Genomic DNA, 23,808 nt, shown 5'->3' with positions numbered 1-23,808 from the left:
TCTGAGGTCGATTTGAGGCCCGCCGGTATTGGAACATGACTTCTCGTGAATGCGGAACTCATCGTTCTCCTCGTCGTCGTCGTAACCGCTCTGGGGTTCGACTTCACCAACGGTTTTCATGACACTGGCAACGCTATGGCCACGTCGATTGCAACCGGCGCCCTCAAGCCCAAGGTGGCAGTGGCTCTGTCTGCTTCCTTGAACCTGGTCGGAGCTTTCCTCTCGGTAGAGGTTGCTGCCACCGTGGCCAAGGGCGTGGTGAACCTCGGAAATGTGGGTGGCCAAGCGCTGCTCACCATCGTCTTCGCCGGCCTCGTCGGCGGCATCATCTGGAACCTGGCAACGTGGTTGCTCGGCATCCCCTCCAGTTCCTCACACGCACTGTTCGGCGGCCTGATCGGCGCCGCCATCGCGTCCCTCGGAATGAGCGGTGTCGCCTGGAGCGGCGTCCTCAGCAAGGTTGTCATCCCCGCCGTTCTCGCTCCCGTCGTAGCCGGCTTGGTTGCAGCGGCCGGAACTTGGCTCATCTACCGCATCACCTCCAACGTCGGTGAGGAAACCAAGGACAAGGGTTTCCGACTCGGCCAGATCGGTTCGGCTTCACTCGTTTCCCTCGCCCACGGCACCAACGACGCTCAGAAGACCATGGGCGTCATCTTCCTCGCTCTGGTCGCCCACGGAACCATCTCCGCCGACGCGGACATGCCGTTCTGGGTCAAGCTCACGTGCGCGCTCGCGATCGCTGCCGGAACCTACCTCGGCGGGTGGCGAGTCATCCGCACACTCGGCAAGGGTCTTGTCGAGATCGCCGCACCCCAGGGCATGGCGGCCGAAGCATCTTCTGCTGCAATCATTCTCACCTCCAGCCACCTCGGACTTCCCCTCTCGACCACCCATGTGGCGACGGGTTCCATCATGGGAACCGGTCTGGGACGCAAGGGCGCCGAGGTTCGTTGGGGCGTCGCCGGACGTATGGCGGTCGCCTGGTTGATCACTCTCCCGTCCGCTGCAATCGTCGGCGCTCTGTGCTGGGGCCTGGCCAACATCGTCGGCGGCCTGGCCGGTGTCCTGGTCGTCTTCGCTGTGCTCATCGCCTTGGCCGGTTGGATGTACCTGCGCTCCCGCAAGGAGCCCATCGATCCGAGCAACGTCAACGCCGAGTGGGACGGTGGCCTGGTGCCTGCAGAGGTCCCCGGTCCGGACGCCCGCGTCACCACCGACGTCAAAGCCTGAAAGAGGGAATCGACATGGATATCTTGAAAAACACCGTCGACTCGCTCTGGCAGGTCGTACTGGTCGGCCTCCTGCTGGGCGCCGGACTGCCGGCGATCTTCGCAATCGGCCTGAAGTCCCTCGACGCCGGGCAACGTGGCAGTGGCGGCGGGAGCACTGCCGTCGCGGCTCGCAGTCCGTTGGCCGTGGCAGGCGCAGTGGCGTGCTTCGCGGTAGTGCTCATCGCGATCGTCACCGGAATTCTCTTCATCATGCAGGGCTTCCTCAGCCACACATTCGGCATCGAGATCTTCTGATCCCGTACGCCCTCACGAGCGGAAAGACATCACCGTGACTGCACCGACTCCATCCCTTCCTCAATCCATTCTGGAATGGCTTCGCGCCGGCTACCCCGAAGGCATACCGCCCAAGGACCGCATTCCGCTGGTCGCATTGCTTCGACGCAAGCTCTCGGACGCGCAAATTCGAGAAATTGCCATCGGCGCTGCGCTCGCAGAACTGAGCGATGTCAACAGCGATCAGGTGATCTCGAGCGACGAGATCAGCGCTCAGATCGCAGATCTCACGAGCCAGACTCCCTCGGACGAGGACATCGCGCGCGTTGCCTCCGTCCTGGCTGCCGCCGGGTGGCCCCTCGCCGATCTCGACAACCACTGAAGCTCGATTCGTTGAGTCTTCCACCACTTCTGGCTTCGATACTCGGCTGGCTGCGTGCCGGGTATCCGAACGGTGTGCCGGAGCAGGACTACGTCCCTTTGATGGCCCTGCTCCGGCGACAGCTGTCCGACGACGAGATCGCCGTTCTTGCCGACGATCTCGTCGCCGAGTTTCCGGTTCCGGTCGATCCGATCGACTTTCCGGTTCCGGTCGATCCGATCGACATCGGCGTCCTCATCACCAAGGTCACCGACGATATTCCGCACGAATCAGACGTCGCACGGGTACGTGAACACTTGATTCGTGGAGGTTGGAAAATCGAGGTGCAACCTCCGGTCGACGACGCCTGACGGCACTTCGTCAACCGGCCAGTTTGATAACGAACCGGTAACGGTACCGTCGAGGTCAATACAGACCACTTAGTGTCATACGGAATTCCGTGCCTCGGGGGGCTCGGTCGGATTTCGGTGTGCAAGCACCTTTGGGGCGGGAGTGATACGTGCACGAGGCTCACACAGATTTGGCGAAGAACCCAGATATTTCGAGAAACCGCATTTCGAAACGAATCAAGCGTCGGATCCTCGGCCTCGTCGCGACAGCACTCGCACTCCCCCTGACCGCAGGCCTGATCAGCGGATCAGTAGCGACCGCAGCGCCCGCGCGGACCGCCCCGGCCGGTGGGTACGAGGAGGTGTACGTCGACTCCTCGATGGGGCCGATCAAGGTTCAGATCCAGTGGGCTTCGCGCGGCGGCAACGCGGCGCTCTATCTTCTCGACGGTCTACGAGCACGCGACGACCGAAACGCATGGAGTTTCGAGACCAACGCTCTCGAGCAGTATCGTGGCGACAACGTCACCCTGGTCATGCCGGTCGGCGGGCAGTCCAGCTTTTACTCGGACTGGTATGCGAACAGCAATTTGAATCGCCAGCCAGTCACGTACAAATGGGAAACCTTCCTCACCCAGGAACTTCCCGCTTATCTGGAATCGCGTGGCGTCTCCCGAACCAACAACGGCGTGCTCGGACTATCCATGGGTGGCAGCGCTTCACTGACGCTAGCCGCCTACCACCGCGATCAGTTCAAGTTCGCCGGTTCGCTCTCGGGATACCTCAACATCTCAGCTCCAGGCATGCGTGAGGCGATCCGCGTGGCGATGGTCAGCGCCGGGTCCTTCAATGTCGATGCCATGTGGGGACCGCCGTGGAACCCGGCTTGGCTCCGCAACGACCCCTTTGTGTTTGCACCCGAACTGGCTGGGCTCTCCCTGTACATTTCCGCCGCGAGCGGCCTACCCGGACAGTTCGATCAACCGCGTCGACCCGTCGACTTCGTAAATACCGGTAGCGCCATCGGCCTCGAAGCCCTTGCCCTGATGAACTCACGGGCATTCCAGCTGCGCATGAACTCCCTGGGAATTCCGGCGACGTACAGCTTCCCGGCCAACGGCACTCACTCGTGGCCGTACTGGGGCGCGGAACTGTGGAAGGCCCGAGGCCAGATCCTCGACACCCTCGACGCTTGGTGAACTGACAACGACTCGATCACCGACAATCCCAGGCCCCGACCGAATTTCGGTCGGGGCCTTTCTCGTTCGAAATCAGAGCGCGGCAAAGAGATCCACGGTATTGCCGTCGGGATCGAGAAGAACGGCGTAACGCTGGCCCCACACGGCGTCAAAGGGTGCCTTGTGCCCGGGGAAGTCGGCTGTGATGCGCTGATACGCCTCGTCGACGGCGGCGGGAGTCCCGAAATCGAAGGCCAAAGCGACGGGGTGTCGACCTTCCCCGACAGCGAAGTCAGGATCGAAGCTCGCAATGGTGGACAGTGCGTCCCACGCCAGCCGAAGCCCACCGTCGAAAGTGAACTCCACGTGTGGAGCGTCAGCGGGTGTTTCCGGAATGTCGAGCCCGAGGGTTCGGTAGAACGCGAGGGAACGAGCGAGATCGTTGGTGACGATTCCGACGAGATCGAGTCTCGGAGAGACGGACACGGTATTTCTCCTGTTTCGGGTCGAGAAGTGATCGGCGAGTGTGTGACGATGATCTGATGACCGGCACTGGCACCCTCGCTCTCGACGGTAGTCGGACGGTAGCGTCGAGTCTTGAACAAAACGGCCACACCTATGTCGAAACTCCGATCACCGGTTCGGCCGGCCTCTTCAGTTGCACGTGGAAAAGCACTAGCGAATCCCATACGCCCACGGAAGCAAAGCGGATTCTTCCCGATCTCTGCGCCGACTTCATCGTCGACAGCACCGGAAAGTCGTGGCTCGTCGGACCTGCCACCAGTGCCGATCTGGTTTCGGTCGCCGCCGGTACAACCATGTGGGGCATCCGGATCAATCCACCGGCTCTGCGGAGCCTGCTCGGCACAGCGGCCGACGCGGTGCAGGATTCGAAGATCGTCTTCGACGACATCCTCACTTCCCGACAAGCTCGGGTGCTTGCCGACGCCCTTCGCCACGAAGCAATTGACGCTGATCTGCTGGACCAGCTGTGGCGGGGACTGGAACCGGACTACGGAATCGAGCGTGGTTACTCCGCGCTCGTCTCCGCCCCTTCGACGCCGATACGCGAGATCGCCGTCGACCTCGGTGTTTCCGAACGTCATTTTCGACGCTCGATCACGTCGTCGGTCGGGCTGTCCCCCAAGCTGATTCAGAAGGTGCAACGTATGCAGGACGTGTTGACTCTCAGCCGCAGCGCAGATCTCACGTTGTCGTCGCTGGCCGGCCGCGCCGGCTACGCCGACCATGCCCACCTCGCGCGCGATACGCGAGCGCTGGCCGGCCTGACGCCGACTCAGCTGCTGCGCGAGCACCGGTAGGGATGAACGAAGATCTGTTCTCAGCCCTCGATCACCTGGCTGCCACTTCGATCGTCGTGATCGATCGGCCCCGCGGGTCCGCACACCCGCGGTACCACGCTGCGATCTATCCGCTTGATTACGGCTATCTCGACGGCACGGTCAGCGCGGACGGCGACGGGATCGATCTGTTCCGAGGCTCGGCCGTCGGCACCGGCGTTGTTGCCGTGGCTGTTATTGCCGACATCGTCAAGAAGGACGTGGAAGTCAAAATCCTTCTCGAATGCACTGCGGATGAAATCGACACTGCTGCAGCATTTCTCCGCGACACTTTAGGTCTCGGTTCCACGATCCTGCGGCGCGATGTCAGCTGAGTTCGTCGAATCGCGGAACAAGGTACTCCGCAACCCACTTCGCTTCCTCGATCAGCGGCCAGCCCGCCAGGATCAGTGCAGTCAAACCGGTTCGGCCGCGAAGCGTGCGTACCGAGTCCGTGATCGAATCCGGATCGCCGACGTAGTACACCGCCGATGACCCCGTGCCGAAGATGTCGAGGGGTGACCACGCCGTGATACCGGCGTACAGTCCGTCACCGACGTACAACTCCTCCGGTTCTGGAAGTCGGCCCGAGGCGATCTTGTCCGCCCAGCCCTGCCGCTGTGCGTCGCGGGCGGTGAAGGTCTTGAGGTCTTGCTTCCCCTGAGTACGACGACGCACTGCGTTGTCCAAGACATGAGCGATCTGCTCGACGCCCGTCTTCTCGAACAAAGAACGGAACCGGTCGTGCGCCTGCGCCTTGGTGGGGCGAACGATCACACCGGTGAGCGCACCGAAGTCGGTGAACTCGCGCCCGACTGCCTCCGCCGCCGCCCGTGCGGCAGAGAATTTGTCTTCGATGAACGAAGTCTCGCGCAACATCGCCAGATAGGTGTCGAGCACCTTGCCTGAATTCGCCAGGCCTGCAGGCGAATCACCGGTACCCCACAGCGGAACCTGATGCCCCGCGGGCGCATCGATACGCAGTGGTGTGTTGGGAAAGTTCGACTCCGTGCCTTCGGCGTAGATGCGGCGGAAGTCCGCCCGGTACTGCTCCCCCAACTCGTAACGCTCGTCGTGGGGCACGTTCATGTCGTACTTGGTCAGAATGTTCTCGCGACCGTTGACCGAGTTGATCAACAGTCGGCCACCGCTGAAGGCGTCGAAGGTCAATGCCTTCTCCGCCAGCATGCGCGCCGGCGTCATGTTCGCGTAGACGGCGACGAGGAACTTCATGCGCGTGGTGTGCGCTGCCGCCCACGTCGCCGAGATGAACGGATCGTTCGGCCAGGTGGCAACAAGCGTACCTTCGAATCCGCCGGCGTCGATCGTCTTCGCGAGTTCGATCTGCCTGGCCCCGTCCACGGGCCGCCCAGAGAGCAACCGGTACTGGTCACACGTGGCAACAGAGCGCTGCCAAGCCGACGCCTACGCCGCCGTCTGTCAGTCGGGGAGCGTGTCGACCTCGACGTCGTACACGCTCTCGGCCGGGCTCGACATCACTCGATCTGCCATCTCCTGCTTGAGCACTGTCAGCCGTGACTCGTCTTCGGCCGTGCGGTCACCTTTGCGGGCGAGAGTGCTGAACTCCTCGACGACAAATCCCTCGCGAATGGTCAGCGTGACGATCGCGCCGCGATAGTCGACCCGAAATACATACAGTGCGAGTGTATTTCCACGCTCACGCCTGGCCAGGGAACTGTCGACGGTATACCGCCCTTCTGTCACCGCGCGCGTGACCAACTCGAACGCATCGCGCACTCCAGGTCCGGCATGTGAGGTGGCCACGACCAGGTCACGACGCTCGACGGAGCCCTCCCCACCGAACACACCGAGTGCGCGCTCGAGGACCTTGTAAGCGTGCGCCACGCCTCCCGGCGCCTGCGGACCGTGATAGCGGAGGGCATCCTCGTACGTGAAGTCGAGCGTCGTTTCGTGATCGGTCACGGTGAGCGAGCTGGTCATGATGGGCGTCCTTGCCGGTCAGTCCTGGTCGATCGGATTGTTCCGCGAGACGATGAGCGGATCGATCGGGGTGAAAGGGAAGTGTGGCAGCTCCCGCTCCGGAACACCGAACGAGGCCGAGAGAACGCCGCGCGAGAACGCGGAAGCCGTTGCACGGTAGCCTATGTCACCTGGCGTCGGCTGGTCGAAGAAGATGAGAAAGTTGATGTCCTCGTCGCCCATCACCTCGATGTGATGGGGATAGGCGCGTGGAACGAAGTACACCTGACCCGGCTCGAGCAGGTAAGTGTCGAGTGACCCGTCGGGATCGAGAACTGTCATCCGCCCGCGACCCCGATGCACGTATCCCATCTCGGCAGTGACGGGATGCCAATGTGGCTCACGCATTCCACTCTCGCGAATAGTCAACGAGTACATCGAAAGATCCTCCAACGCTGCCCAATACTGCTTGCGCGCCACCTTCGCCTGTCCGTACGGATAGGCGAGAGGGGCGATCTGGCCGTCGAGGTCGAAGAGATGCGCGTTGGGAAGGCCAGCGGTATCGGGAATTACGGCCGCACCGCCGCGCCGCACTATCTGGGACGCATCGACTCTACCGAAGACATCGAAGGCTGATGCGGCCAGGTCGTAGGTATTGCCGAGCACCGCGTTGGACATTGCGCTGACGCTATTCTGCAATGAGAAGTGCTGCGGGAGAGAAGTTCGCAAGGCAGCGATGATCTCCGCCGCCCCATCGCCGACATTCTCGATGTGATAAATCGCCCCGGATTCGACGTGATACATCTGCCCCGTTCGCACAACGAAACTGGCGAACTCGTCGGCATTGCCCAACATCGAGACAAGGACAGTTCCGCTGGTGACGTAGGCGATCTGGTTCGCGTTGACGTTCCATTGTGGTTCGCGGATCGCACCGGGGCCGAGAACAATTCGTTTGATCGACAGACCGGACAGGATCGGCAACGAACTCGTGTCGAGCTGCGAGATCGAGCCGAGTTCGTTCTCGAAGACGCTGGGACCATGGCGCAGCGAAGCAACATGAGTGGTCATGGCAATTTGATCCTTCCAACTCTCTGACGTCAGTCCTCGATGAAGGCGAGAATGTCCTGGTCGAGGGTCACCTGATACGAGCCGTGGATACCATGCGGTGCACCCGGATATACCTTCAGCGTGCCGCTCTTCACCAGCTTGATTGCTTTCTCCGCCGCCGCGCCGATCGGCACGATCTGATCGTCGTCCCCCTGAGCGATGAAGATCGGAACGTCGATGGCTTCGAGATCGGCAGTCTGGTCAGTCTCCGAAAATGCCTTGACGCAGTCGTAGGCCGCGGCAAGGTTGACCAACATCCCCTGTCGCCAGAAGTCGTCCTTCGCTCCCTGCGAGACATCGGAGCCTTCGCGGTTCGCACCATAGAAACTCTCGCTCAGGTCCTTGTAGAACTGCGATCGGTCTCGCAGAACTCCCTCACGAATGCCGTCGAACACCTCGATCGGTGTGCCTTCGGGGTTGCCGTCCGACTTGACCATGATCGGCGGAACGGCGCCGGCAGTAATCACCTTGGCGACACGCCCTTTGCCGTACTGCGCCGCGTAGCGGACCACTTCCCCGCCGCCGGTCGAATGGCCGACCAGGATCAGATCTTTCAGGTCGAGGGTGTCGATCAGCTCGGCCAGGTCCTTGGCATATGTATCCATGTCGTTGCCGGTGTACGTCTTCGACGAGCGGCCATGACCTCGTCGATCGTGCGCGATTGTCCGGTAGCCTGCGTCGGCGAACAGCTTCATCTCGACCTGCCATGCGTCGGAACTCAGCGGCCACCCGTGGCTCAGGACGATCGGTCGGCCGATGCCGTGCTCGGTGTAGTAGATCTCGGTTCCGTCGGAGGTGGTGATGTAGGGCATGTTCCGCTCTTCTCTGTCGAGTCGTGGACTGAGGTCCGGACACGGTGCCCGGTTTCCTCACTCTGCGAGTGCCCACTACGGGGGCAGTCGAGTCATCGATCGACAGAAATCTGCGTGGGGCAGAAGACTCAGGCCCGGCACCACGGAGTGTGATGTCGGGCCGGACCCTTCAGTCAAAGGGAAACGATCAGTAATCGTCCTCCGTGTAGACGATCATCCCGCGCAGGTTCTTTCCCTCCAGCATGTCGGCGTAACCCTCGTTGATCTCCTCGAGCTTGTAGGTCTTGGTCACCAACTCGTCGAGTTTGAGTGCGCCGCTTCGGTAGTGATCGAGCAACTTGGGAATCTGGGAGCGTGGCCCGACCCCGCCGAAGATGGCTCCCTGCAAACGCTTCTGCAGAAGGGTCAGCTCGAAGAGGCTGAGCGTCACCTGCGAATCCTCGTGATGCCCCATTCCGACGACCACTACCTGGCCACCCTTGCCCGTCGCACTGAGCGCGGGCTGAATGATGTCGCCGTGGATCTCGCCCACGGTGATCACGGTGACGTCGGCCATCTTGCCCCAGGTGATCTCGCCGATCACCGGTAGCGCTTCCTCGAGTGAGGCGAACGTATGTGTGGCGCCGAATTCCTTTGCCTTGTCGCGTTTGAACTCGACAGGATCGATCGCGATCACAAATCGCGCTCCGGCCGACGCCGCACCCTGTACGGAGTTGATTCCGACACCGCCGACGCCGACGACCACCACCGTGTCGCCGACCTTGGCTCCACCGATCGCGGTGGCCGATCCCCAGCCGGTGGCAACACCGCAGCCGAGCAAGGCCGCCTTGTCGAGCGGGATGTCCTTCTCGATTTTGATCACCGACGCCTCGTTGACGGTCACGTACGGCGAGAATGTTCCGAGCAGGCACATCTGGATGACCGGCTCGTCGTTGAGGGTGACGCGGTAGGTCTTGTCGGAGATCGCCTGCCCGGTCAACAGGCCGGCTCCCTCGTCGCAGATGTTCTGTAGCCCCTTCGCGCAAGACGGACAACGTCCACATGCCGGGATGAACGCGAGAACCACGTGGTCGCCTTCTTCGACGCTCGTGACGCCCGGGCCGACCTTCGTCACCACTCCGGCGCCTTCGTGCCCGCCCAAGGCCGGGAAGAATGGCAGCGGGCTGGCGCCCGTACGCAAATGTTCGTCCGAATGGCACAGTCCCGATGCGGCGAGTCGGACCTGTACCTCACCCGAGACCGGGTCGCCCAGCTCGACCTCTTCGATCTCCCACGCCTGACCCGGCGCCTTGACTACCGCTGCCTTGACCTTCATCTGCACTCCTCGAAATTCTTCGTGATGCACGGACGACGAAAGAACGCGTCGGAATTTTGTGTCGCCGATCACACTCCATGTACGAGTGTGCCTGAAGTAGCCCGAGAATACCGCCGGTCTGTGCGCCTTTTTGGTAGTGGGCGCTACCAAAAAGGCGCACGGCTAACATAGACACAGTGGCCAAGGGAACTCGCAAGACCAGAACTCGCAGCAGCACTCCCGAGCGAGGCGAATCCGGTCCCGTCGCCGGCACTTTCCCCATCGATACCGGGACGTGCGAACTTGTCCGCGACCAGTACTCCGACGACAGTTGGATCATCCAGATCAACGGAGTGCCCAGTTCCCACGTGAACGTCGCAGATCCCACGGTGCTCGATTTCGAATACATGCGGTGGATCGCGCATCTGGTCGATTCCGAACGTGACAAGGCCGAGCGTCTGCGGGTCCTGCATCTCGGCGGCGGTGCCTGCTCCATGGCCAGATACTTCGCCGCGACTTACCCCGACGCACGTCAGGTGGTGGTCGAAATCGACGGAGCTCTGGCAGAACTCGTGCGCGATTGGTTCGACCTTCCGCGCGCACCACTTCTGCGCATTCGTGTCGGCGAGGCCCGCGCCGTCACGGAAACTCTCACCGAGTCCACCCGGGACATCGTGATTCGAGATGTCTTCGCCGGCAGCACAACTCCGGCACCGTTGACGACGGCACAATTCACCACCCACGTACGAGGCGTACTTGCCCCGGGCGGTATCTACATCGTCAACTGCGGCGACACCCCGGATCTGCAGGGCGCTCGGAGCGAGGCCGCGACCATCGGCGCACAGTTCGAACACATGGCGATCATTGCTGATCCCGCAATGCTCAAGGGTCGCCGCTACGGCAACATGATCATCGCTGGCAGCGACGTACCGATCGGCGGGCAACCCGCGCTCGCGCGCGAGCTACTCGGCGGCGGCGTTCCCGCCCACGTGTGGCAGGACACCGAAGTCCGCAAGTTCGCCGCGAACGCGGCGATTCGGCAGGACTGAGCGAAAGACCTACTCGCCGCCGAAGACCCTCTCCACCACAGCTTTTGCCCGTCGAGTGATGCGCAGGTAGTTGTCGAGGAACTCCCCTGCGTCGTCGCCGTATCCGGCGACCTGCGCCACGGCCGCGAGGACGCGTCCGGGGCCGGGAAGCTGATCGGTTGGCTTACCGCGGACCAGAACGAGGCAGTTGCGTGCCTTCGTTGCCGTGATCCAGGCGTCACGTAGCAGTTCGACGTCACCTTCGCTGAGCAGTTCCGCGGCGCCGATGGCGTCGAGAGTCTCCAGCGTCGACGTGTTGTGCAGCGACTCGATCCTGTCGGCGTGGCGCAGCTGCAGCAATTGCACAGTCCACTCGATGTCGGCCAGACCGCCGCGACCCAGTTTGGTGTGCGTTGCCGGATCGGCTCCACGAGGAAGCCTTTCGGAATCGACGCGCGCCTTGATGCGTCGGATCTCGCGCACCGCCGCGTCACTGACGCCGCCTTCGGGGTAGCGGGTCTTGTCGATCATGTGCAGGAACCGCAGTCCCAATTCAGGATCACCGGCCACCGGGTGCGCACGAAGGAGTGCTTGAATCTCCCACGCCTGAGCCCACTTCGCGTAGTACGCGTCGTAAGACTCGAGGGTGCGTACCATCGGTCCGTTCCGGCCTTCCGGGCGCAGTCCGGTGTCGACCTCGAGCGGTGGATCCGTACTCGGTGCCCCGAGCAGCTTGCGCACCTTGTCGGCAATGCTGTTGGCCCACTTGACCGCAACGGTCTCGTCGGCGCCCTCACGAGGTTCGCACACGAACAGCACGTCCGCATCGGATCCGTAGCCGAGTTCCCCGCCGCCCAATCGGCCCATGCCGATGACGGAGAAACTGGCCGGAGCCTCGGTCCCGAGTTCGGTAACGCTGGCCTTGATCACCGCGGAGAGCGACGCGTTGAGCACCGCAGCCCAGACCGACGACAGTGCCTTGCAGACCTCTGGAACATCAAGCATGCCGAGGATGTCGGCCGAAGCGATGCGTGCAAGTTCGTGTCGGCGCAGCGAGCGGGCCGCGGCAACAGCGCGATTCGGATCACTGTGTCGGCCGGAGGCGGTAAGGATCCCGCGAGCGACATCCTCGGGCTTGGGCTCGACCAGGCGCGGTCCGCTCGGTGAATCCGCGAACAAACGGATCACGTCGGGAGCCTTGATGAGCAGGTCGGGCAGGTACGCCGACGAGCCCAGCACGGTCATCAGACGCTCGGCGACCGCAGCCTCGTCACGGAGCAGGCGCAGGAACCACGTCTGATCGACGAGCGCATCCGAGAGCCTGCGGTATGCAAGCAGACCGGCGTCGGGATCCGGTGTGTCCGCAAGGGATTCGAGCAGAGTCGGCAGCAGGAGCGCTTGAATACGACCCTTACGCGAAGCGCCACTGGTCAGTGCAGTCAAATGTCCGAGTGCATGCTCGGGCGCCGTGTAACCGAGAGCGGCCAACTGCCGCACCGCGGCTTCGGGCCCCAGGACCAGCGCTTCCTTGTCCATCCGCGCCACCGATTCGAGAAGCGGGCGGTAGAACAATTTGGCGTGCAGACGGCGAATACGATGCGAATTCCGCTTGATCTCGGCGCGCAGTACTCCGAGCGAATCCAGACGACCGTCGGGTCGCATGTGTGCGGCGCGCGCCAACCAGCGCAACGCCTCCTCGTCGTCCGGCGGTGGCAGAGTGTGCGTGCGCTTGAGCTTCTGCAACTGCAGACGATGCTCGAGCAGACGCAGGAATTCGTACGACGCGGTCAGGTTCGCGGCGTCGTCGCGGCCGACGTACCCTCCCGCGGCCAATGCGGTCAGTGCATCGACAGTGCTCTGCACGTGCAACGACCTGTCGGCCCGTCCGTGCACCAATTGCAGAAGCTGGACGGCGAATTCGACGTCGCGCAGGCTTCCGCGGCCGAGTTTGAGTTCACGCTCACGTAGTTCGGGGGGAACCATTTCCTCGACGCGTCGACGCATGGCTTGAACTTCGGGTACGAAATCCTCGCGCTCGGAGGCGATCCACACCATCGGGCTCATCGCCTCGAAGTACTGGCGACCCAGCTCCATGTCGCCCGTCATCGGACGAGCCTTGAGCAGCGCCTGGAACTCCCAGGTTTTGGCCCAACGCTTGTAGTACGTGATGTGGGATTCGAGCGAGCGAACCAGTTCTCCGCGCTTACCTTCGGGACGCAGCGCAGCATCGACCTCGAAGAATGCGGAGGTTCCGATACGCATCATCTCACCGGCAACGCGGCTTGCCGTCGCGTCGGCCGGTTCGGCGACGAACACGACGTCGACGTCGGAGACGTAGTTCAGCTCGCGCGCACCACATTTGCCCATGGCGATCACTGCGAGCCGGATCGGACAACTGCCCTCAGGGCACACCGTTGCGATGGCTACCGCGAGCGCAGCGGTCAGTGCAGCGTCAGCCAGGTCGGAAAGCTGATGCCCCACAGTCTGATACGGCACCACCGGTTCGTTCTCGACGGTCGCCGCGAGATCAGCCGCGGCCAGGAGCATCAGCTGATCCTTGTAGCTCTTACGCAGAGCAACAACAGCTTCCGGTCCGGTCACGGTGGCGCGGTAGGTCAGTGAGCCTTCGGTGGCGCCCTCGTCGAGGGTTGCACCCACGGCCTCGAGCAAGGCCGCAGTCGCCTCGTCCTTGGTCGGCAGAGCGGTGCCGTCGAGCAGTTTCCAGCCGATCGGATCTGCGGCCAGGTGATCGCCGAATGCCGACGACGCACCCACCAGCGCGAACAAACGGCCGCGCAGACTCTTGTCCTTGCGCAATGCCTGATCGAGTTCGCGCCACCCGTCGCCGAGCCCGTCCTTGATCCGCACAAGGGTGCGCAGAGCTAGATCGGCGTTCGCGGCACGCGAAAGCGACCACAAGAGTTCGATGCTCTCGGCGTCGACCCAGCCGAGCTGACGCAACTCGTCGGCGGCGGTGGGCTCGACCAGCCCGAGACGACCCGGTCCTGGAACTGCTGATCTCGCAGCGGGGGGTTTCACCGTCACAGACCGAGGTAGGTCTTGAGCTCGAACGGCGTCACGTGGCTGCGGTATTCCTCCCACTCACGACGCTTGTTGCGCAGGAAGAAATCGAAGACGTGCTCGCCGAGTGCTTCGGCCACCAGTTCCGACTTCTCCATCTCCCGCAGAGCGCTGTCCAAGTTGCTCGGTAGTTCCTTGTAACCCATGGCGCGACGCTCGGCGGAGGTCAACGACCACACGTCGTCTTCTGCCTCGGGTGGCAAGGTGTAGCCCTTCTCGATGCCACGCAGACCGGCAGCAAGCAGGACCGCGAAGGTCAGGTACGGGTTGCAGGCCGAGTCTGGGCTGCGGATCTCGACGCGGCGCGATGACGCCTTGTTGGGCGTGTACATCGGGACGCGGATGAGAGCCGATCGGTTGGACGGGCCCCACGACGCGGCGGTGGGAGCCTCTCCCCCGTGAACGAGCCGCTTGTACGAGTTGACCCACTGATTCGTGACCGCACTGATCTCGTTGGCGTGCTCGAGGATGCCGGCGATGAATGCCTTGCCGGTCTCGGAGAGCTGCATCGGATCGTCAGGATTGTGGAAGGCGTTGGTATCGCCTTCGAACAGGCTCATGTGGGTGTGCATCGCGGAGCCGGCCTGATCGCTGAACGGCTTGGGCATGAAGCTCGCCCGAACGCCTTCACCGATCGCGACCTCCTTCACGACGTACCGGAACGTCATGACGTTGTCGGCCATCGAGAGTGCGTCGGCGTAGCGCAGATCGATCTCCTGCTGACCCGGCGCGGCCTCGTGGTGACTGAACTCGACCGAGATGCCCATCGACTCGAGTGCGTCGATGGCATGGCGGCGGAAGTTCGGAGCCGAATCGTGGACGGCCTGGTCGAAGTATCCACCCGAGTCGGCCGGGATCGGCGGAGTACCGTCGATCGGACCGTTCTCCAGCAGGAAGAACTCGATTTCCGGGTGAACGTAGCAGCTGAAGCCCAAATCGCTGGCCTTGCTCAACTGGCGACGCAGGACGTGGCGCGGATCTGCCCACGACGGCGAACCGTCGGGCATCGTGATGTCACAGAACATGCGCGCGGAATGCTGCGCACCGTCCTTGTGGGCCCACGGCAGGATCTGGAATGTCGAAGCGTCGGGCCGGGCGACGGTGTCGGCTTCGGAGACTCGCGAGAATCCCTCGATGGCGGAACCGTCGAATCCGATTCCCTCCTCGAAGGCACCTTCGAGTTCGGCGGGGGCGATCGCCACCGATTTGAGGTACCCGAGAACATCGGTGAACCACAAGCGGACAAACCGAATGTCGCGCTCTTCCAGGGTACGAAGCACGAATTCTTTTTGGCGATCCATGCACGCGAGACTAAGCAAGCCACGTTAAATCTGTGTTACATCAGTGGTCCCGGTCAACAGAGTGATTGGTCACCATCGAATAGGCGCAGCGTACGGCGTCGCGCCGGCTAACATGTGAGACCTTCTTCCGGGGCCTTCAAGTAAACGAAGTAGTCGACAACGGCATCGTCGACGCAGGAGTTTCCGTCCAGAACCACCGTGTGCTGGGTTCCGTCGAACGTGATGAGGGCGGCGCCCAACTGCTTCGCGAGATCCACTCCGGCCTGATACGGCGTCGCCGGATCCTGCGTCGTGGATACGACGACCAGCTGCGGCAGACCGGCATCGGCGAGCGCCTGGGGGTCGAGCGCGTGGGGGCTGCCGGTTGCCGGAACGGGCCAGAACGCGCACAGGTCGAGTGGCGCTTGACCGGTCCCCCGTCCGTCGTCGAGGAACGGCGCCGCCTCGCGGTACCGAGTGTCGGATTCGCCGGCCTCGGCGCGGTCGGTGGTTGCCGGATCGTCCACGCAGCGAATGGCGTTGAACGCGTCGTTGATGTTGGAGTAGCTGCCGTCGTCCTCACGGCCTTCGTACATGTCGGCGAGATTGAGCAGCGAGTCGCCGCGTCCGTCGGCCAGACTCGACAGGCCCCCGCGCAACGGAGTCCACAACTGCGGCGAATACAGAGCCTGCTGGACGCCGGTGATCGCGTCGGAATAGCTCAGCCCGCGTGGGTCGGTGGTCTCCGCCGGCTTCTCGATCAACGGATCGACGAGAGCCTGGAAGCGTGTCTGCGCCTGAGCCGGATCATCACCCAGCGGGCAGTCGGTTCGCGAGACACAGTCGGCGACAAAAGCGTCGAAAGCGCCTTGGAAACCCTGCCCCTGCAAGACCACCTCGTCGACGGGATCCTGCTCGGGGTCGAGGGCTCCGTCGAGGACCATCGCTCGAACGTTCTGCGGAAAGGTCTCGGCGTAAGTGGATCCGAGCCGGGTGCCGTACGAGAACCCGAGGTAGTTCATCTTCGGATCGCCGAGAACTCCCCGAATGACGTCCATGTCCCGCACTACCTCGTAGGTACCGACGTGGGCGAGGAACTCCGTACCCGTCCGCTCGGCACACTTGGCGGCGTAGTCCTTGCTGTCAGCCTCGGCGAGGGCGATACCTTCCGGCGTCATGTCGACGTTGACCTCTGCGCGCTCCGCATCGATCTCCTCCGGCGTCAGACACCACACCTGCGGGGTCGACGCACCGATTCCCCGCGGATCGAAACCGATCATGTCGAAGCGTTCCTGCAATTCGGTGCCCGAACCCGACGTCGCCATCGACAGCCCGGACCCACCCGGTCCGCCCGGGTTCAGCAACAGCGAACCGATGCGGTCACCGGTGGCCTTCGAACGCGAGATCACCACCTGCGCGGTGTCGCCGCTCGGCTTCGCATAGTCGACGGGAACGCTCACCTTCGCGCAGTCGACCCCTCGCCCCAGCGGCGCAGTTCCTTCTTCGACAAATTGGTCGCACGAACCCCAGTCGAGCTTCTGCTCGTAGAATTTCTCCAGGCCGGACGGCACCGCGGACGCGGCAGAACCAGCAGGTTCCACTGATTCGGGAGTGCCTTCCGAACTGGTGCAACCGACAACCAACACGAGCACTGCTGCGCTTCCGACAAGGGCACCGGAGAGGCGAACGAACTTCGACATGCCATCGATGGTGCCAGGAAACCTCGGTAGCCAGCGGTTCGCCTCGGTTCGGCACCTAACTGGTACGCGCGCGGTGATGTGACCCATTGCACCACGTCAACTATTCGTGTCGGCGATGTCCGGTGGCAGACTGAACACGTCATCACCCACACCCGGGGACCCGAAGGCGATCAACGCTCAGGGCCTCGAGGCCAGAAAGGGACAACGATGTCCGAAACACCTCTCTATGGTTCTGTACCCACTGCAAGTTCTACCGACGCACCGAAGCGGAAGACGCGCATTCACCACCTCGCCGAGATGAAGCAGAACGGCGAACGCTGGTCGATGCTCACCGCCTACGACTACTCGACGGCACGCATTTTCGAAGACGCAGGCATCCCGGTGCTGCTCGTCGGCGACTCTGCCGCCAACGTCGTCTACGGCTACGACACCACCGTGCCGATCACCGTCGACGAACTGCTCCCGCTCGTGCGTGGCGTGGTTCGCGGTGCCCCGCACGCACTCGTCGTCGCCGACCTCCCATTCGGCACCTACGAGGGTTCCGCCGAGCAGGCCCTTGCGACTGCGACACGGTTCATGAAGGAAGGCCTCGCGCACGCCGTCAAACTCGAGGGCGGCGAGCGGATGAGCAAGCAGATCGCGGCTATCACCTCAGCCGGCATCCCCGTCATGGCTCACGTCGGATTCACCCCGCAGAGTGTGAACTCGCTCGGCGGTTTCCGCGTCCAGGGTCGTGGCGACGCGGCCGAGCAGCTTGTGGCGGACGCCATTGCAGTTCAGGAAGCCGGGGCTTTCTCCGTCGTCATGGAAATGGTCCCGGCCGAGATCGCGGGCCAGGTCAGCCGCAAACTCACCATCCCCACCGTCGGCATCGGGGCCGGTTCCGAATGCGACGCTCAGGTACTCGTCTGGCAGGACATGGCGGGTTACACGAGCGGTAAGACGGCCAAGTTCGTCAAGCGTTTCGGTAACGTCGGTGACGAACTGCGTTCCGCAGCCGCAGCCTATGCATCAGAAGTTCGCACTGGCGCTTTCCCGGCCGCAGAACACAGTTTCTGATCCGAGACCGGCGAACGCCGCCTGTCTCTCAACCAGCCAGGGGTGCGTTCAATGATCGGTAACCGTCGAAGTTTCACTGCCGCAGCTGTAGTCGGCGCGGCAGCTCTCGTCACGGTGCTGAGCGGATGCGCGGGAGGGTCCACCAACTCTCCCGCGCCCAGCAGCACTACGACCGCGAGTTCCACCACGACGGCGCCGGCAACAACGTCCGCGTCCGGCACGACCTTCACCGACGCGCAGGTCCAGCAGTTGTGCTCGGATATGGAAGGGCAGCTGCAGAACTGGCGTACTGTCACCCCGACGCTCGGCAAGGGCGGACTGAACACGATCGTCATCACGTGGGCGACGCAGAACGGCATCAACCTGCTCGATCTCGCCCAGAACCGCGAAAGTATCGACGCGGCAACCTCGGCCGCGTGCCCCGACGTCCGCACCGGTGCAATTTCCGCACTCGAGATCCCCGATCTCGCCTCCGGCCTGGTGGGCTTCTGATGACCGAAACATCAGCACAGCCGTCTGCTCGTCGGAATCTCTATCCTCCGATCGAGCCGTTTGTGACCGGTTTCCTCGACGTCGGTGACGGCCAGAGCATGTACTGGGAAGTGAGCGGAAATCCGGACGGCAAGCCGGTGGTGTTCCTGCACGGCGGTCCCGGTGGCGGCGCGCAGCCGGCGGTGCGACAGTTCTTCGATCCGGCTGCCTACCGCATCGTTCTGCTCGACCAGCGCGGCTGCGGTCGATCCACCCCGCACGTAGCCGACGGCGCAGACCTGTCGGTGAACACGACGGACAAGCTGCTGGGCGACATCGAAGCCCTGCGTGAACATCTTTCGATCGACAAGTGGATGGTCTTCGGCGGGTCCTGGGGTTCCACACTGTCCATCGCCTACGCCGAGGCGTTTCCCACGCGTGTCACGGAACTGGTCCTGCGCGGGATCTTCCTCCTGCGTCGCAGCGAAATCGACTGGTATTACAACGGCGGCGCGGGAAACATCTTCCCGGAGCGCTGGGACAAATTCCTCGAACCGGTACCCGAGGCGCAGCGCGGCGAAGACCTCGTCGCCGTCTATCACCAACTGCTCCATTCCGAAGACCCCGACGTCGCGGCCCGCGCAGCCATCGCCTGGTCTGCCTGGGAAGGATCGACAAGCTACCTGTACCCACAGGCCGACAAGATCGAACAGAACTCCGAGACCAGGTTCGCCTTGGCCTTCGCCCGCATCGAGAACCACTACTTCGTCAACGGCGGGTTCTTCGACGAGAACCAACTCCTACGCAAAAGCTCCGCACTGCAGGGCATTCCGGGGACGATCGTCCAGGGCCGCTACGACGTCGTCTGCCCGGCCACCAGCGCCTGGGCGCTGCACAAGGCGTGGCCCGAATCCAAGCTCGTGATCGTCGACGACGCCGGACACTCCGCCATGGAGCCCGGCATCGTGCATCACCTGGTGGAAGCCACCGATTCTTACCGGTAACTCCCTACGCCGGGAATGTGAATTCCACCGTCCGTTTGACGGTGTCGACGGCGGTGAGTCGCACCTTCGCGCGCTCACCGTCGTCGGGCGTTCCGACGCATTTCGCGATCACCGCGACCGACGGGACAAATACTTCCGCCGAGCGCTTTCCATCTTTGGCGCGCATCACTACCGCGTCGAAAACCTCGCCGACCCGGCCGTCGAGCAAAGTGGACTCGGTCAGATCAATGCACGCGCGGTCGACCTTGTTCGCCAGTGAGTCGGATCCACTCATGATGTCGGGCAACTCGGGAAGGGCGGTGCGCGCCCATTCCGGTACCGGCGTGCCAGCTGTGATCGCCAGACACACCTCGGTGCTGAAGCGATCGGACAGCCGGCGCAGTGGAGCCGTCACATGAGCGTAGGGCGCTCCGATCCCCGCATGCACCGTCAACTCCGGTAGCTGGCCGTCGAAGGCCGCGTAGTCTGCGCCGCGCAGCAACGACGGCGCAACCGACATCAGCGCCATCGTCGACGGCTCGTTGGAGTCGAGGCCGGCAAGAATCTGCCCGACGCTTTGCCCCTCCGGCCACGTGATACCCAGCGCCACTGCAGTTCTCCGCAGGGTCTGCACGGCAGACGTCTCGGCTGGAGGAAGAGTGCGAAGCAACCCGATACCTGCGTCGATCATCATGCGCCCGGCGCACATCCCCGTGAGCAGCGAGACTTCTGCGTTCCAGTCGTCAGCTTCGGTGCGTGGCTCCAACTCGATCCGCCAGCGAACCGGGGACTCGTCCTCTGGCTGCTCTCGAACCACTGACTGCTCGGGCAGTTTCAGCTCGATGGCGCCCCGGGCAACCGCCGAGGCACTGCGCAATCGTCCGAACTCCGGTAGTGCGGCTATCGACGGGTGCAAGGTGCCCGAATCCGCGTCGCACTGCACGGTCGAATAGTCCAGACGCGCCACCGATTTCACCAGAGCGCGTCTCACCTGCCACGACGTGGGCTCGGCTTGGGCATCCAACTCGATACGCCACAGCACGGCGGGGCGAACCACGTCCGGCAGCAGACTCGCCGATCCCTCCGACAACGCTCGAGGATGCAGCGGAACGGAACCATCCGGGAGATAGAAGGTTTGGCCACGCTTGCGGGTTTCGATGTCGAGCGCACCACCTGGCGTCACCACCGCCGCGACGTCGGCGATCGCGTAGTGCACGACGTACCCGGTCGAGGTCTTCTCGATGTGCACTGCCTGGTCGAGGTCCATCGATCCGGGAGGGTCGATGGTCACGAAGGCGATACCCGTTTCGTCGACACGCCCGGCACTGAAACGATCCACGGCATTCTCGGCCTCGGCCTGCGCCGCGGCCGAGAATGCTCCTGGCAAGTCGAACTCCGCCCGAACCACTCCGAAGTCGATTCCCTGCACCATCATTCGACTTGCGGGCACGCATCCTCCATGATCGGTTCGGGCTGGTGTAGCAGCTGTACCGGTTCCAGTTGTTCCAGTTGTTCCAGTTGTTCCAGTCTCAGTTGTTCCAGTCTTCGTCTGCCCGATCGGCGGCTTTGTTGCGTTCGGCAGCGATCTTCAATGCATGCTCGGCAGAGTCCCGATCAGGGTACGGCCCCATCCTCGTCAGCGAGGACGCACCCTTTCCCTGCGTGACGGAACCGTCGGACACGTCGAAGTACCAGAGTCGATCTTCATCAGTCATATCCACAGTGTGACATCAGAGTGAGATAGAAGCTTGTAGATCGCTGTGAGACTGATATTCTTTCTACTTGGCCTGGCAGGTGAGAACCGGACATTCGAACGGTGAGTTCTGCTTGAATGCCCAACACAAGCTACGAACAGAAAATGGAGTGCGCATGTCCGCAATTCTTTACGATTACCTCCTCCCGCTCATGGGCCATGACGCGGCAACGTACTGGGCTACGCTGCTGGTCATCAAGCCTGTCTGACAGCTTCTCGAACAAAAGAAGACCCCCACCGATCCGGTGGGGGTCTTCTTTTTCTCACTGTGCAGATCGCGGGCGGACGAGTCGGCGTGTAAGCCGGATCCTGTCCTGCGGCACCGAAGTGCCGAGTGGCGACCATCCATCTGGGCACACCGTCGCCGGGTGCCTCGAGCGGTTCACCCGCAGGCTCGGGCGAGCAGCCCTCGAACACCTGCGCAGCCGCACCGCGAGCGATGCGACCTTCAACCTTGCTCCGGGCGGGGTTTACCTAGCCACCCCGGTCACCCGAGGTGCTGGTGCGCTCTTACCGCACCGTTTCACCCTTACCTGCCTCGAAAGGCAGGCGGTCTGTTTTCTGTGGCACTGTCCCGCGAGTTGCCTCGGGTTGCCGTTAACAACCGCCCTGCTCTGTGGAGTCCGGACTTTCCTCGGCCCCAGGCCTGTGCGCGGTACGCGCTGGTTCCAGAAGCCGCGGCCGCCCGGCCAACTCGTCCGCCCCCGTATGCTACCGGGCGCCTGTCGGTGGCCGGCACTATGGTCACCTTATGACTCGGTACGTGGCCCTGCTACGCGGTATCAACGTGGGCGGCATCAACATCAAGATGGTGGACCTCGCGGGAGTCTTCACCGACCTCGGATTCGAAGGCGTGAAAACCGTCCTGGCCTCCGGCAACGTGCTGTTCGACAGTCCGAGCACCGACATACCTTCTCTGAAGAAGAAGATCGAATCCGCCCTGGCCCGCGAGTTCGGCTACGAGGCTTGGGTATTCGTCCTCGACGTCCCGGCACTGCAGGCGATCGTGGACAACTATCCGTTCGACCGCGAACGCGAAGGTTGGCACGCGTACGCGATGGTTGCCTCCGAGCCGGCCGTGCTCGAGGAATTGAGCGCTGCGGCAGCGCAACTCGATGCCTCGGTCGAACGGGTCGCGGCCGGCGACGGGGTCGTGTATTGGGAGGTCGAGAAGGGCCAGACTGTCAAGAGCGCGTTCGGCAAGAACACCGGCAAACCGAAGTTCAAGGCGTTCACGACAACCCGAAACCTGAACACGCTCTACAAACTGCTCAAATGACGGTCGCCCCGACACGGAGCACCAACGCGTGACTCTTCTACCGATCCTGCTCGTCGCCCTCGTCCTCGTCTTCGCGATAGTGCGTCCACGCGGGCTTCCCGAGATCGTCATCGCCGGGCCGGCAGCCGTCGTCGTTCTCCTGACCGGCGTCGTCACTCTCGACGAAGCCCGCGAAGAACTGACGAGCATGGCGCCTACCGTCGTGTTCCTGGTGGCCGTGCTGGTTCTCGCTCACGCCGCTGACGCTCTCGGTATCTTCCGCTGGGTCAGCCAGGTCCTGCAGCAAAAATCCCTCGCCGATCCGCACAGGCTGCTGATCTATGTGTTCGGCGCCGCTGCCCTGACCACGGCGGTCCTGAGCCTCGACGCCACCGTCGTGCTGCTGACACCCGCGGTGATCGCGGCCGCACGATCCATCGGAGCAAGTCCCCGGCCGCATTCCTATGCCAGTGCGCACCTGTCGAATTCGGCGTCGACGCTGCTGCCGGTGTCCAACCTGACCAACCTCATCGCGTTTGCTGCAACAGGTTTGACGTTCTTGCACTTCACCGCGTTGATGGCGCTGCCGTGGGTCGTGACGATCGCTGTCGAATATCTGATCTTCCGACTGTTCTTCCGATCCGAACTCGTGCGGGACGACAGCGTAGATCCGCCTGAGGCAGCCAGATCTGCGCCTGCGCCGATTCTGCCGCTGACGGTGATCGGACTGACCCTGCTCGGTTTCGCGGTTTCGGGTTTCTTCGGGATCGAACCCGCCTGGATCGCTGTGGTGGGTGCGAGTGTTCTGGGAGCGATCGCGCTGGCTCGGCACCGTACGACCGCCGCCAAGATGCTCTACGCTGCCGACCTCTGGTTCTGCGCGTTCGTCCTGGTTCTCGGGATCATCGTCGCCGGAGTCGCGAACGGGCCGGTGGGCGAATGGATTGCGCAGATCCTGCCCGGCGACACCAGCTACGGCTCACTGCTCTTTGTCGCCGCGGTAGCGGCGGTTGCGTCCAATCTCGTCAACAACCTTCCGGCCACCTTGCTGATGATCGCAGCGCTCGGAACGGCGGCACCTCCAGCTCTGGTGCTTGCGATGTTGATCGGCGTCAACCTCGGCCCCAACCTCACCTACGTGGGCTCTCTCGCCACAATGCTCTGGCGACGAGTTGCCACCAGCGCGGGCGCACCGCCCGCGCTGGCGACCTTCACTCTGCTCGGAATTATCACGACGCCCCTGACGCTGCTCGCCGCCGTGAGTGCCTTGTGGTTGGTGATCTGATCAGAGGCTGATCAGCCGT

Annotated in this window: 24 protein-coding genes and 1 other RNA gene; 13 read left to right on the top strand and 12 right to left on the bottom strand. The window is 63.0% G+C overall.

Annotation, left to right across the window (positions count from 1 at the left end; genetic code table 11):
• Positions 1 to 45: 45 nt before the first annotated feature.
• From R4P65_RS09545 to R4P65_RS09525, 5 genes are all read left to right on the top strand, one after another.
• The gene (locus tag R4P65_RS09545; protein WP_317826319.1) at positions 46 to 1,233 is read left to right on the top strand and encodes an inorganic phosphate transporter; all 1,188 of its coding nucleotides are present in this window, start codon (positions 46 to 48) and stop codon (positions 1,231 to 1,233) included.
• A gap of 14 nt (positions 1,234 to 1,247) precedes the next feature.
• On the top strand, positions 1,248 to 1,529 hold the full coding sequence (locus R4P65_RS09540; protein WP_208690512.1) for a hypothetical protein: 282 nt from the start codon (positions 1,248 to 1,250) through the stop codon (positions 1,527 to 1,529).
• A gap of 34 nt (positions 1,530 to 1,563) precedes the next feature.
• A complete protein-coding gene (locus R4P65_RS09535) occupies positions 1,564 to 1,890 on the top strand; it encodes a DUF3349 domain-containing protein (protein ID WP_317826318.1) in 327 nt (108 codons plus the stop codon).
• Between the two features lie 11 nt (positions 1,891 to 1,901).
• Positions 1,902 to 2,240, top strand: coding sequence for a DUF3349 domain-containing protein (locus tag R4P65_RS09530; RefSeq protein ID WP_230813744.1), 339 nt, complete (start codon positions 1,902 to 1,904; stop codon positions 2,238 to 2,240).
• 149 nt (positions 2,241 to 2,389) lie between these two features.
• Positions 2,390 to 3,418 (top strand): alpha/beta hydrolase family protein, encoded by a 1,029-nt coding sequence (locus tag R4P65_RS09525; protein WP_317826317.1) that lies wholly within the window; start codon positions 2,390 to 2,392, stop codon positions 3,416 to 3,418.
• Between the two features lie 72 nt (positions 3,419 to 3,490).
• On the opposite strand, the gene R4P65_RS09520 is transcribed toward R4P65_RS09525, so the two are convergent.
• The gene (locus R4P65_RS09520; RefSeq protein ID WP_230813746.1) at positions 3,491 to 3,883 is read right to left on the bottom strand and encodes a VOC family protein; all 393 of its coding nucleotides are present in this window, start codon (positions 3,881 to 3,883) and stop codon (positions 3,491 to 3,493) included.
• A gap of 56 nt (positions 3,884 to 3,939) precedes the next feature.
• Here R4P65_RS09520 and R4P65_RS09515 point away from each other — a divergent pair, with 56 nt between their 5' ends.
• On the top strand, positions 3,940 to 4,719 hold the full coding sequence (locus tag R4P65_RS09515) for an AraC family transcriptional regulator (RefSeq protein WP_317826316.1): 780 nt from the start codon (positions 3,940 to 3,942) through the stop codon (positions 4,717 to 4,719).
• Positions 4,720 to 4,721: 2 nt separating this feature from the next.
• Positions 4,722 to 5,072: an inorganic pyrophosphatase gene (locus R4P65_RS09510; protein WP_317826315.1), complete on the top strand. Its 351-nt coding sequence runs from the start codon at positions 4,722 to 4,724 to the stop codon at positions 5,070 to 5,072.
• Here R4P65_RS09510 and R4P65_RS09505 read toward each other — a convergent pair.
• The 5 genes from R4P65_RS09505 to R4P65_RS09485 form a co-directional block, all read right to left on the bottom strand.
• Positions 5,065 to 6,117 carry an LLM class flavin-dependent oxidoreductase gene (locus R4P65_RS09505; protein WP_411742528.1) on the bottom strand — a complete coding sequence of 351 codons (1,053 nt, stop codon included), beginning with the start codon at positions 6,115 to 6,117 and terminating at the stop codon, positions 5,065 to 5,067. The two genes, R4P65_RS09510 and R4P65_RS09505, sit on opposite strands and share 8 nt — an antisense overlap.
• Before the next feature lie 60 nt (positions 6,118 to 6,177).
• Positions 6,178 to 6,699 (bottom strand): hypothetical protein, encoded by a 522-nt coding sequence (locus R4P65_RS09500; protein ID WP_317826314.1) that lies wholly within the window; start codon positions 6,697 to 6,699, stop codon positions 6,178 to 6,180.
• Positions 6,700 to 6,717: 18 nt separating this feature from the next.
• Positions 6,718 to 7,746, bottom strand: coding sequence for a cupin domain-containing protein (locus R4P65_RS09495; protein ID WP_317826313.1), 1,029 nt, complete (start codon positions 7,744 to 7,746; stop codon positions 6,718 to 6,720).
• Between the two features lie 29 nt (positions 7,747 to 7,775).
• Positions 7,776 to 8,597, bottom strand: a complete 822-nt coding sequence (locus R4P65_RS09490; RefSeq protein ID WP_317826312.1) for an alpha/beta hydrolase — start codon at positions 8,595 to 8,597, stop codon at positions 7,776 to 7,778.
• 187 nt (positions 8,598 to 8,784) lie between these two features.
• Positions 8,785 to 9,912, bottom strand: a complete 1,128-nt coding sequence (locus tag R4P65_RS09485; protein ID WP_317826311.1) for an NDMA-dependent alcohol dehydrogenase — start codon at positions 9,910 to 9,912, stop codon at positions 8,785 to 8,787.
• A 176-nt stretch (positions 9,913 to 10,088) separates the two neighbouring features.
• Between R4P65_RS09485 and R4P65_RS09480 the strand changes: the two genes are divergently transcribed.
• Positions 10,089 to 10,940, top strand: coding sequence for a spermidine synthase (locus R4P65_RS09480; protein ID WP_230813768.1), 852 nt, complete (start codon positions 10,089 to 10,091; stop codon positions 10,938 to 10,940).
• Positions 10,941 to 10,949: 9 nt separating this feature from the next.
• On the opposite strand, the gene R4P65_RS09475 is transcribed toward R4P65_RS09480, so the two are convergent.
• From R4P65_RS09475 to R4P65_RS09465, 3 genes are all read right to left on the bottom strand, one after another.
• Entirely contained in the window at positions 10,950 to 13,964 is a 3,015-nt protein-coding gene (locus R4P65_RS09475) for a bifunctional [glutamine synthetase] adenylyltransferase/[glutamine synthetase]-adenylyl-L-tyrosine phosphorylase (protein WP_317826310.1), read from the bottom strand.
• Complete coding sequence (locus R4P65_RS09470) at positions 13,961 to 15,301, bottom strand: glutamine synthetase family protein (RefSeq protein ID WP_003941637.1); 1,341 nt, start codon at positions 15,299 to 15,301, stop codon at positions 13,961 to 13,963. Before R4P65_RS09470 ends, R4P65_RS09475 begins: the two co-directional genes overlap by 4 nt.
• A gap of 107 nt (positions 15,302 to 15,408) precedes the next feature.
• Positions 15,409 to 16,980: an alpha/beta hydrolase gene (locus R4P65_RS09465; RefSeq protein WP_317826309.1), complete on the bottom strand. Its 1,572-nt coding sequence runs from the start codon at positions 16,978 to 16,980 to the stop codon at positions 15,409 to 15,411.
• A 207-nt stretch (positions 16,981 to 17,187) separates the two neighbouring features.
• Between R4P65_RS09465 and panB the strand changes: the two genes are divergently transcribed.
• Genes panB through pip form a run of 3 tightly spaced genes read left to right on the top strand, consistent with a single transcriptional unit; the run spans position 17,188 to position 19,514 of the window.
• The gene (panB, locus tag R4P65_RS09460; protein WP_003941624.1) at positions 17,188 to 18,039 is read left to right on the top strand and encodes a 3-methyl-2-oxobutanoate hydroxymethyltransferase; all 852 of its coding nucleotides are present in this window, start codon (positions 17,188 to 17,190) and stop codon (positions 18,037 to 18,039) included.
• Positions 18,040 to 18,090: 51 nt separating this feature from the next.
• Entirely contained in the window at positions 18,091 to 18,531 is a 441-nt protein-coding gene (locus tag R4P65_RS09455) for a hypothetical protein (protein WP_317826308.1), read from the top strand.
• Positions 18,531 to 19,514 (top strand): prolyl aminopeptidase, encoded by a 984-nt coding sequence (gene pip / locus R4P65_RS09450; protein WP_317826307.1) that lies wholly within the window; start codon positions 18,531 to 18,533, stop codon positions 19,512 to 19,514. The genes R4P65_RS09455 and pip overlap by 1 nt, the downstream gene beginning before the upstream one ends.
• Positions 19,515 to 19,518: 4 nt before the next feature.
• Here the strand turns inward: pip and R4P65_RS09445 are convergent, their stop codons facing one another.
• The 3 genes from R4P65_RS09445 to rnpB all read right to left on the bottom strand — a co-directional run bounded on the left by R4P65_RS09445 (position 19,519) and on the right by rnpB (position 21,943).
• Complete coding sequence (locus tag R4P65_RS09445; RefSeq protein ID WP_230814119.1) at positions 19,519 to 20,928, bottom strand: RNB domain-containing ribonuclease; 1,410 nt, start codon at positions 20,926 to 20,928, stop codon at positions 19,519 to 19,521.
• Positions 20,929 to 21,022: 94 nt separating this feature from the next.
• Complete coding sequence (locus R4P65_RS09440) at positions 21,023 to 21,208, bottom strand: hypothetical protein (RefSeq protein ID WP_007735457.1); 186 nt, start codon at positions 21,206 to 21,208, stop codon at positions 21,023 to 21,025.
• Between the two features lie 320 nt (positions 21,209 to 21,528).
• Positions 21,529 to 21,943: RNase P RNA component class A (gene rnpB, locus R4P65_RS09435), an RNA gene on the bottom strand.
• A 54-nt stretch (positions 21,944 to 21,997) separates the two neighbouring features.
• Between rnpB and R4P65_RS09430 the strand changes: the two genes are divergently transcribed.
• Both R4P65_RS09430 and R4P65_RS09425 read left to right on the top strand, forming a co-directional pair.
• Complete coding sequence (locus R4P65_RS09430) at positions 21,998 to 22,525, top strand: DUF1697 domain-containing protein (protein WP_317826306.1); 528 nt, start codon at positions 21,998 to 22,000, stop codon at positions 22,523 to 22,525.
• A 28-nt stretch (positions 22,526 to 22,553) separates the two neighbouring features.
• Entirely contained in the window at positions 22,554 to 23,789 is a 1,236-nt protein-coding gene (locus R4P65_RS09425; RefSeq protein ID WP_317826305.1) for an SLC13 family permease, read from the top strand.
• Positions 23,790 to 23,808: the final 19 nt, after the last annotated feature.

This window comes from Rhodococcus sp. IEGM 1318, assembly GCF_033142465.1.
Lineage (GTDB): Bacteria > Actinomycetota > Actinomycetes > Mycobacteriales > Mycobacteriaceae > Rhodococcus_F > Rhodococcus_F qingshengii_B.
This window is presented reverse-complemented; position numbering and strand designations above follow the sequence as displayed.

What these genes read in the sequence shown, in the direction of transcription:
- R4P65_RS09490 (WP_317826312.1), bottom strand. Translation starts at nt 8,597, where the DNA reads ATGCCCTACATCACCACCTCCGACGGAACCGAGATCTACTACACCGAG.
- R4P65_RS09510 (WP_317826315.1), top strand. Translation starts at nt 4,722, where the DNA reads ATGAACGAAGATCTGTTCTCAGCCCTCGATCACCTGGCTGCCACTTCG.
- R4P65_RS09445 (WP_230814119.1), bottom strand. Translation starts at nt 20,928, where the DNA reads ATGATGGTGCAGGGAATCGACTTCGGAGTGGTTCGGGCGGAGTTCGAC.
- R4P65_RS09485 (WP_317826311.1), bottom strand. Translation starts at nt 9,912, where the DNA reads ATGAAGGTCAAGGCAGCGGTAGTCAAGGCGCCGGGTCAGGCGTGGGAG.
- R4P65_RS09515 (WP_317826316.1), top strand. Translation starts at nt 3,940, where the DNA reads ATGACCGGCACTGGCACCCTCGCTCTCGACGGTAGTCGGACGGTAGCG.
- R4P65_RS09465 (WP_317826309.1), bottom strand. Translation starts at nt 16,980, where the DNA reads ATGTCGAAGTTCGTTCGCCTCTCCGGTGCCCTTGTCGGAAGCGCAGCA.
- R4P65_RS09430 (WP_317826306.1), top strand. Translation starts at nt 21,998, where the DNA reads ATGACTCGGTACGTGGCCCTGCTACGCGGTATCAACGTGGGCGGCATC.
- R4P65_RS09455 (WP_317826308.1), top strand. Translation starts at nt 18,091, where the DNA reads ATGATCGGTAACCGTCGAAGTTTCACTGCCGCAGCTGTAGTCGGCGCG.
- R4P65_RS09500 (WP_317826314.1), bottom strand. Translation starts at nt 6,699, where the DNA reads ATGACCAGCTCGCTCACCGTGACCGATCACGAAACGACGCTCGACTTC.
- pip (WP_317826307.1), top strand. Translation starts at nt 18,531, where the DNA reads ATGACCGAAACATCAGCACAGCCGTCTGCTCGTCGGAATCTCTATCCT.
- R4P65_RS09540 (WP_208690512.1), top strand. Translation starts at nt 1,248, where the DNA reads ATGGATATCTTGAAAAACACCGTCGACTCGCTCTGGCAGGTCGTACTG.
- R4P65_RS09470 (WP_003941637.1), bottom strand. Translation starts at nt 15,301, where the DNA reads ATGGATCGCCAAAAAGAATTCGTGCTTCGTACCCTGGAAGAGCGCGAC.
- panB (WP_003941624.1), top strand. Translation starts at nt 17,188, where the DNA reads ATGTCCGAAACACCTCTCTATGGTTCTGTACCCACTGCAAGTTCTACC.
- R4P65_RS09440 (WP_007735457.1), bottom strand. Translation starts at nt 21,208, where the DNA reads ATGACTGATGAAGATCGACTCTGGTACTTCGACGTGTCCGACGGTTCC.
- R4P65_RS09495 (WP_317826313.1), bottom strand. Translation starts at nt 7,746, where the DNA reads ATGACCACTCATGTTGCTTCGCTGCGCCATGGTCCCAGCGTCTTCGAG.